This is a genomic window from Bradyrhizobium nivariense, assembly GCF_029846695.2.
In the GTDB taxonomy this organism is placed as follows: Bacteria; Pseudomonadota; Alphaproteobacteria; order Rhizobiales; family Xanthobacteraceae; genus Bradyrhizobium.
Genome location: NZ_JARWCR020000025.1, coordinates 97,759 through 106,534, shown reverse-complemented (window position 1 = coordinate 106,534; position 8,776 = coordinate 97,759). Strand labels below are relative to the sequence as shown.

Genomic DNA, 8,776 nt, shown 5'->3' with positions numbered 1-8,776 from the left:
CCAGCCCTCCCCCGCAAGCGGGAGAGGGAGCCCACTGCCGATGCCGCCGCATCGTGCACACCATATGCGATAGCCCCGCCCTGGAGGGGGAGGGTAAGAGCCTACTGCACGAGATCGGCAACCGTGGTCGCGGCCTTGAGGCCGGTGCCGGTGAGGACCGCGACCGTGGTCTCGTTCGCCTTGATGGCACCAGTGGCGGATAGTTTTTCCAGCGCCGCGGCCGCGCTGGCGCTGGTCGGCTCGGCGAACAGGCCCTGCCGCGCCAGGCGCCGCAGCGCGGCGACGATCTCATCCTCGGTGAGCGCGACCGTGCCGCCGCCGCTCTCGCGCAAGGCGCCGATGATCTCGCGCAGCCGTAGCGGATTCTTGATCGCGGTGCCTTCGGCGATGGTCTTGTTCACCTCGCGAGCTACAGGCGTGTCGACGCCCGCCTGAAAGCTCGCATCGATCGGCGAGCAGTTTTGGGGCTGCGCCGCGAACAGCCGCGGCAGCTTTGCGATCTGGCCTGCCTTGCGCAACTCGCGGAAGCCGAAGGCGCAACCGAGCAGAGAGCTGCCGGCCCCGACGGGAACGATGACGTTGTCGGGGGCGCGAAAGCCGAGGTCTTCCCAGATCTCATAGGCGAGCGACTTGGTGCCTTCGAGGAAGAACGGCTGCCAGTTGTGGCTGGCGTAAAAGGTCTGTTGCGACTGGCGGATGGCCTCGGCCTCCGATTCCTCGCGCGGGCCCTCGACCAGTTGCACGGCGGCGCCGTAGGCGCGGACTTGCGCGATCTTGGCCGGTGACGTCGATGCCGGCGCCAAAATCTTCACGCGCATGCCGCCGGCGGCACCTACCCCCGCCATCGACGAGCCGCCATTTCCGGAGCTGTCTTCCAGGATGGCGTCGACGCCAATCTGGCGCAGGAAGGACAGCATCACCGCCGAGCCGCGGTCCTTGAAGCTGCCGGTCGGGTTGAACCATTCGAGCTTGAAGAACGGACGCAGCTCGTCCCAATCCTGCTGCACCAGCGGCGTGCAGCCTTCGCCGAGCGTGATCGGCTTTGCGATCTCGACCGGCAACGCCGCCCGGTAGCGCCAGAGCGATCGCGTGCGCGGCTCGATGTCCTCGCGCGATATGCCCGCCCCCGGCGTCACCAGCAGCGGCGTGCGCTCGTCCGAGCACCAGCGCGGCAGGTCCAGCGGATAGAGCTTTCCATTGCGGGGGTCGATATAGCTGGCGGCAGGCATGGCGGTCTCCAAGGAAGGCGATAAGGCAAAGGCGATACGGCAAGGGCGATCTGTGCGATTGGTCTGATGACACGTTTTGTCCGGAAACTCGACGCCCGCCGCACAATCCGCGCACGGCCCCTTGAAAACGTGAAAACCATAATTACTTCATTGCCTTACAGCGATGGCGGCGAGGTCGGCCAGTGCGGTGGCGTGGCACCCACGCAAGTCCTGCCGGCCCGCTGATGACGGGAATTTGGCCACCAACCGCCCTGGCCTGCGCAGCACGATTAACTTGTCTGTCGCGACTGCCCGCTACAATATGTTGGATTGAGCTCGCGCCGCCGGTGTTCCGCATCGGCAGCGCGGCCGAGCCAGGCCCGTCCGAGCGGCGGGCCGTTGGCTTTTTTGGAGTTTGGTCATGAGCCGCGCGAACCGTACCGACCACATCCGCCTGACCTCCCATCCGGAGCCGGGCCGGAAGGCCGCATTCCCGATCCACTGGGGCGCCGCCGACGCACGCGCGCGCGGGCCGATCATCGGCACGGTGTCGCGCGCTGGGGATCGCAACGTGATCGGCAGCCATGGCGGCTCCTATGCGATGTACCGGGCGCTCGCGGTGTCCGCCGGCGCGCTCGATCCGATCCGGCGTCCCGATCTCACCAACACCTTTCCGGCCGCGACCATCGGGCCATTCGAGCAATGGCGCGATCCCGCCAAGATCGTCGCGCTCGATCCCTGGGGGCATCTCGTCGCGGAGAATTTCGGCAAGGAGATCGCCGAGGGTTCCGACATCAGGCCGAGCATCGCGGTGACGCGCGCGCGGCTGGACCTGCCGGAGATCCGCGAGGCGCTCGCCGCCAAGCGCCTGCGCGCCGACGGCGACGTCGTGCACGCCAATGGCAGCGTGTCGGTGGTGAAGATCGCGATCGATCCGGTCTGGCATCTGCCCGGCCTTGCGACGCGCTTCGCGACCAACGAGACCGAGCTGCGGCGCACGCTGTTCGAGCAGACCGCCGGCATGTTCCCCGAGCTCGTCACCCGGCCGGACATGAAGGTGTTTCTGCCGCCGATCGGCGGCACCACGGTCTACATGTTCGGCGATGTCACCAAGCTGCCGGACCATCGCACCAAGATCACCTGCCGCGTGCATGACGAGTGCAACGGCTCCGACGTGTTCGGCTCCGACATCTGCACCTGCCGTCCCTACCTCATTCACGGCATCGAGGAATCCGCGCGCGGCGCGCAGGAGGGCGGGCTCGGGCTCGTGATCTACAACCGCAAGGAAGGCCGCGCACTCGGCGAGGTCACGAAATTCCTGGTCTACAACGCGCGCAAGCGCCAGGAGGACGGCGACGCGGCCGCCGCCTATTTCGAGCGCACCGAATGCGTCGCCGGCGTCCAGGACGCGCGCTTCCAGCAATTGATGCCCGACACCATCCACTGGCTGGGCCTGAAGCGCATCGACCGCTTCCTGTCGATGAGCGACATGAAGCACGACGCGCTGACCTCGCAGGGTATCGACATCGTCGAGCGCGTGCCGATCCCGCCCGAGCTCATTCCCGCCGACGCTTATGTCGAGATCGCCGCGAAGAAGGCCGCCGGCTATTACTCGGACGACATCGCGCCCGAGAAGGACGTCAACGGCGTGGTCGGGCGTTCGCTGGAAAAGTATTGATCGATTGATGTCGGATTCTTTGGAACGAGAGGCCCGCTCGCTGCTCAGCGCAGGAGCGGTTCGCGCGCGTGCTGGCGAGATGTTCGAGATCGGCCTCGCCGGCGGCTTGAGCCACTTCACGATCGATCTCGCTCGCATGGACGGCGTTGCGGACGCCGTGCTCGCGGTGACGCGCAAGGCCTATCCGACGCTGGAGATTCCCTTCCATGCGCGGTGGCGACACTTTGTGCTTGGCGGCGTCGACCGCTGGGCGCGGCTTGCGGACGCGGCCTCATGGCCCGATCGCGCGGCGCGGGCGCGCGCGGAGTTCGACCTTGCCATCGTCAGCGTGCTGCTCGATGCCGGCGCGGGCGCTGTCTGGCGATACCGCGACGCCGTGACGGGACAAGGCATCGGCCGGTCCGAGGGGCTTGCGATCGCAAGCCTCGACATGTTCGCAAGCGGCCTTTTTTCCGGCGATTCCTGCGCACCGTTCAGGGTCGATGCCGACGTGCTCGCAAAGCTGCCGCTCGCTGCGCTCACATCGGCGTTTCAGGTGAACGATGCCAATCCGCTGCTCGGGCTCGAGGGGCGGACCGATCTGCTGCGACGCCTGGGCAAGCTGGTGGCGGAGCGAGCGGACGTGTTCGGCTCGCACGACACGCCGCGGCCGGGCGGGCTGTTCGATCACATCGCGGCGCAGGCGAATGGCGGCGCGCTTCCCGCGCCCGCGATCCTGTCGGCGGTGCTGAACCAGCTCGGACCGATCTGGCCGTCGCGGCTCGAGCTTGCCGGGATTCCGCTCGGCGATTGCTGGCGTCATCCCGCGATCAAGGCGGACGATGCGACCGCGGGTCTGGTGCCCCTGCACAAGCTGTCGCAATGGCTGAGCTACTCGCTGATCGAGCCGCTCCAGCGCGCCGGATTTAATGTCACCGATATCGACGGCCTGACCGGGCTTGCCGAATATCGCAATGGCGGCCTGTTCGTCGATCACGAGGTGCTGCGCCTGCGCGATGCCGCTGATGCCGAGCGCGCGCATGCGGTGGATTCGCTGCTCGTCGTGGAGTGGCGCGCACTGACCGTGGCGCTGCTGGACCGGCTTGCCGCACTGGTTCGCGCAAAGCTCGGCCGCACCCCCGATACATTGCCGCTCGCCAGCATTCTGGAAGGCGGCACCTGGGCCGCGGGCCGCGCCATCGCGTTCGCGCGCCGTCCCGACGGCGCACCGCCGCTCAAGGTGATCAGCGACGGCACGGTGTTCTAATCTCTCGTTTGAGTCCGCGGAAACGACCCCTCATCCGGCGCCGTAGCCGATGCAAGGCATCGGCGTTCTTAAGAAACGGCGGCCTAAAGGCCGCCTATGCCACCTTCTCCCACAAGGGGAGAAGGGAAAAAGCAGGAGCATCCCATCATGGAAGGCGTCACGATCGTCGATCATCCGCTGGTGCAGCACAAGCTGACGCTGGTGCGGGACAAATCGATCTCGACCAAATCGTTTCGGGAGCTGATCAAGGAGATCGGCATGCTCCTGTGCTACGAGGTGACGCGCGACCTGCCGCTCACTGACGTCGTGGTCGACACACCGCTGGCACGGATGCACTCGGCCAAGATCGCGGGCAAGAAGCTGGTGTTCGTGCCGATGCTGCGCGCAGGCACCACCTTCGTCGACGGCATGATGGACCTGGTGCCGACCGCGCGCGTCGCGCATATCGGCATCTACCGCGAGCCGCACAGCTTTGCCGCGATCGAGTACTTCTTCAAATCGCCGTCCGACCTCGGCGAGCGGCTTGCGATCGTGGTGACGCCTGTGGTTGCGACCGCCAACACGGCCGTCGCCGCAATCGACCGGCTGAAGGAGCGCGGCGCCAAGGATATCCGCCTCGCCTGCCTGATCGCCGCGCCGGAGGGACTCGAACGGTTGCGCGGACTGCATCCGGACGTCCCGATCTGGACGGCCGCGGTCGACGAAGGTCTCGACGAGAACGGTTTTATCCTGCCGGGCCTTGGCGACGCCGGCGACCGCGCTTACGGGACGAGATAAGCGCGAAGCTCAGAGCTTCCCGCTGCCGCAAATTTCCTTCAGCGCCCGCCACTCCGTATCCGTGAGCAGCGGCGGGCCGCTGGCAGGGCGATCCTCTTTCGTCATGCGCGCGAGGCGGTCCTCGGTCAGCGGATGGCTCGCCAGGATCGACGTGAGGCCGCCGCCTTCCTTGCCGGTGATGCGGAACATCAGTTCAGCCGCGGGCTTCGGCGAGCGGCCGAGCGCGTGCATGATCTCGATGGCAAACGTATCCGCAGCGGTTTCGGCCTCGCGCGAGTAGGAGGCCTCGACCACGCTGCGCGAGGCGAAGATCACGGCGCTCGAGCCGGTGACGTCGCCGAACAACAGGCCGATCAGGAACGAGGTGCCGCCGTTGTAGATCAGCCCACGCATGTTGTCGTGATGCTTGAGATGGCCGAGCTCGTGGGCGAGGATGCCCGCGATCTCGTCCGGGTTTTCGGCCTTGTCGAGCAGGCCCTTCAGCACGAACACCTTGCCGCCCGGCAGCGCGAACGCATTCGGCACCGGGGTCGGCAGCACGCCCGCCGTCATGGAATCGTCGTCGAGGCCGGCGGCATCGCGCAGCCGATTGACGAGTTTGATGAAGGCCGCTTTCCCTGCCGCATCCTCGCACATATTGCGGCCGAAGATGGTCTTCACCTGGACCTCCGACGCATCGCCAATGCGCCGCTCGATCGGTTTCGGAACCAGCGGCGCAAGGCGATCGGCAGCGAGCGGCACGCCGAACAGCACGACGCAGACGATGGAGACGGCCGCAGCCATCGACCAGCCGACAATTTTTGCGACGCCGCGGCGCGAAGTCTGGTGCTCGTCGAGCCGTACGCAGCGGGCGGTCACGTCCGAGGCGAGCAGAGCGTCGCGAATTTCCAGCCGCGCCAGCGGCGGCGCGGAAGCGCAAGCGAGCCGCAAAATGCCGACCGGGCTGTCGGCGCGGCGGATGTCGGCATAGGGCCAGACTACGGGCGTCCCACCCTCTTCGAGGATCTCGAGCGCGTCACCGAGCGTCAGCGCCACCTGCCGCCGGCGGCTCGACACGCCGTCGAAGAAGATCGTCGGCTTTGCGGATTGCGCCGGGGCCTCAGCGAACACGTCACTCACAGCTCAAAATCCCGCGACATCGAGTCCATCGGCAAAGCCTTCGCCCAGTGCGCTGGCGAGCTCGCCGCTGCCGCGCACGTCCGCCGCGGCCCCGATGTCGTGCACCTCGACGGTTTCGAGCACCTTGGCCCAGAGATCGCGCTGGAGATAGACCCGCATCACGATGTTGAGGGCAAGGGCGACTGCGAAGTAGCCGATCACCATCATCAGCAGCATCGGAATGCTCTTGGAGGCATTGCCTGGCCCTAACGCCTGCTCGACCGAAAGGCCGCTCAGCGTGACGACGAGCATGGTCGCTCCGCCGATATAGGCGCCGAAGATCGCCGAGAGCAGCGTCCACCAGCCGATCACCTTCCAGTACAGGCCGTAGAACGCGTTGGTCGGCAAATTCGAGGACAGGCTGACGCCGCCAATGCGGATGCCGTCGAGCCACCAGCGCCACTCACGCGCCTTGAACTGGGCATAGAAGAACGGCGCGAGCGGGAAGATCACCAGCGCGATCGGGCTGAGCAGCCACAGCCACCAGCCGCGCTTGAAGAATGTCCAGCCGTCGCCTGCGAATTCGCCGCGCAAATCGCCGTAATGGGTGTGCCGCATCTTGTAGCGTTCGAGCGAAGCCTCGCGCCACGGCAATGCGAGACCAAGCGTCAGGAACACCAGCAAGCCCCACAGCATGGCGCGGAACGAATAGGCCCAGCCCGATCCGTCCATCCAGAACCGCACGCCGCGCCAGACCGTGCGCGTCAGGCGATAGCGCCGCGCGCGAAAGATCGCGAACTGGCCGAAGGCATAGAAGCTGATGAACAGCGGTGTCGAGGCAAAGCCCTGCCAGCGCTCGAACTCGATGCCGACGAGGAAATAGGCGAGGTAGATCGGCACCAGGATCGCAAGCGCGAACAGGAAGCCGACCAGGAGCTCCTTGGCCCGCCCGGTATATTCGGCGGCATCGCCGTCGACCGCGGTGTTCGCCCACAGATGACGGCGGATGTCGGTGACGAGCCAGAACCGGTAGAAGCCGAAGGTGACGAGCTCCAGCAGGGCACCCCTGGTGACCAATTTGCGAAACTCGGTGCGGTTGCCGGTGAAATCGACCCGCGTGGGCGGCAGCGGCGGGGGTAAGGGTTCGGAGCCCATGGGGACCCATTGCATGTCGTTCACGGCGGCAACCTCGGGGTGCGGACCTGGTTCGATCAAACTATAGATCAGAGATTAGTCGATCCCCAAGATGGGCGGGTTCGATTTAGCTCGATTCCGGTCGATTTCTTGCACGATTCCCCGCCAAACGGGGTGCGCAAGATCACGTTCACACGGCGGCGTGACGGCCGTCCGACGCTCTCCTGAAGGTTGGCTGTGGCAAAACTCTCCCTTGCTCCGACGCAGACAACCGGCTGTAATTGCAAATCAAATACCGCAGCGCAGAATTCAACGAGAACGCGCGGTTCACGCCAGGGAGAACGAGTCATGCATGGGACCATCGAGAGCGCGGCGAAGCTCGACGCGTTACGCGCACGCGCCACATCACTGCCGCTGGAGCAGTTCGATCCGGGCGATCCCGAGCTGTTCAGGACCGATACGTTCTGGCCCTATTTCGATCGCCTGCGCCGGGAGGATCCCGTGCACTATTGCAAGGACTCGATGTTCGGGCCGTATTGGTCGGTGACGCGCTACAACGACATCATGGAGATCGAGACCAATCATTCGGTATTCTCCTCGGCCTCCTCGCTCGGCGGTATCACCATCCGCGACATCGATCCGGATCTGCGCCGCGAGAGCTTCATCTCGATGGACCCGCCGCGCCACGCGGCGCAGCGCAAGACCGTGGCGCCGATGTTCACGCCGACGCATCTGGACAATCTCGCCCTCAACATCCGCAAGCGCTCGGCCGAGTGCCTCGACAATCTGCCCGTGGGCCAGGTGTTCGACTGGGTCGACCGCGTCTCGATCGAGCTCACCACACAGATGCTCGCGGTGCTGTTCGATTTTCCCTGGGAGGACCGCCGCAAGCTGACGCGTTGGTCGGATATCGCGACCACCATTCCCGGACCCGACGGCCTCGTCGCCACCGAAGACGAGCGGCAGGCCGAGCTGACGGAATGCGCGGGCTATTTCGCGCGGCTGTGGAAGCAGCGCATCGAGCAGCCGCCGAAGAGCGACCTGCTGTCGATGATGGCGCATGGTGCCGCCACGCGCGACATGGACGCGAAAAACTTCCTCGGCAATCTCATCCTTTTGATCGTCGGCGGCAACGACACCACCCGCAACACCATGTCCGGCTCGCTCGACGCGCTGAGCCAGCATCCGGAGCAATATCGCAAGCTGCGCGAAAACCCGGCGCTGCTCGACAGCTTCGTGCCGGAAGTAATCCGCTGGCAGACGCCGCTGGCACATATGCGGCGCACCGCGCTTGCGGACTTCGAGTTCCGCGGCAAGCAGATCAAGAAAGGTGACAAGGTCGTGATGTGGTACGTCTCGGGCAACCGCGACGCCGACGCGATCGAAAAGCCCTACGAATTCATCATCGACCGCGCCCGGCCGCGCACGCATCTCTCCTTCGGCTTCGGCATCCATCGCTGCGTCGGCTTGCGGCTTGCCGAACTCCAGCTCAAGATTATCTGGGAAGAGATCCTCAAGCGATTCGACCACATCGACGTGGTCGGCGAACCCAAGCGCGTCTATTCGAGTTTCGTGAAGGGTCTTGAAACGCTGCCGGTGAAGATTGCGGCGTAGGAAAATCTCCCTCTCCCCGCA

7 protein-coding genes are annotated in these 8,776 nt (G+C 65.6%); 4 read left to right on the top strand and 3 right to left on the bottom strand.

Annotation, left to right across the window (positions count from 1 at the left end):
* Window positions 1-101 precede the first annotated feature (101 nt).
* Window positions 102-1,229: a threonine synthase gene (locus QCM77_RS21640; RefSeq protein WP_279684763.1), complete on the bottom strand. Its 1,128-nt coding sequence runs from the start codon at window positions 1,227-1,229 to the stop codon at window positions 102-104.
* Window positions 1,230-1,629: 400 nt separating this feature from the next.
* Here QCM77_RS21640 and QCM77_RS21635 point away from each other — a divergent pair, with 400 nt between their 5' ends.
* The 3 genes from QCM77_RS21635 (at window position 1,630) to upp (ending at window position 4,909) form a co-directional block, all read left to right on the top strand.
* On the top strand, window positions 1,630-2,886 hold the full coding sequence (locus QCM77_RS21635) for a GTP cyclohydrolase II (RefSeq protein ID WP_279661251.1): 1,257 nt from the start codon (window positions 1,630-1,632) through the stop codon (window positions 2,884-2,886).
* A 7-nt stretch (window positions 2,887-2,893) separates the two neighbouring features.
* The gene (locus QCM77_RS21630; RefSeq protein ID WP_279661252.1) at window positions 2,894-4,132 is read left to right on the top strand and encodes a URC4/urg3 family protein; all 1,239 of its coding nucleotides are present in this window, start codon (window positions 2,894-2,896) and stop codon (window positions 4,130-4,132) included.
* A gap of 147 nt (window positions 4,133-4,279) precedes the next feature.
* On the top strand, window positions 4,280-4,909 hold the full coding sequence (upp, locus tag QCM77_RS21625; protein WP_279661253.1) for a uracil phosphoribosyltransferase: 630 nt from the start codon (window positions 4,280-4,282) through the stop codon (window positions 4,907-4,909).
* A gap of 9 nt (window positions 4,910-4,918) precedes the next feature.
* Here the strand turns inward: upp and QCM77_RS21620 are convergent, their stop codons facing one another.
* The gene (locus QCM77_RS21620) at window positions 4,919-6,028 is read right to left on the bottom strand and encodes a M48 family metallopeptidase (protein ID WP_279661254.1); all 1,110 of its coding nucleotides are present in this window, start codon (window positions 6,026-6,028) and stop codon (window positions 4,919-4,921) included.
* A 3-nt stretch (window positions 6,029-6,031) separates the two neighbouring features.
* Entirely contained in the window at window positions 6,032-7,177 is a 1,146-nt protein-coding gene (locus QCM77_RS21615) for a YjgN family protein (RefSeq protein ID WP_462676060.1), read from the bottom strand.
* Between the two features lie 312 nt (window positions 7,178-7,489).
* Here QCM77_RS21615 and QCM77_RS21610 point away from each other — a divergent pair, with 312 nt between their 5' ends.
* On the top strand, window positions 7,490-8,755 hold the full coding sequence (locus QCM77_RS21610; RefSeq protein ID WP_279661256.1) for a cytochrome P450: 1,266 nt from the start codon (window positions 7,490-7,492) through the stop codon (window positions 8,753-8,755).
* Window positions 8,756-8,776: the final 21 nt, after the last annotated feature.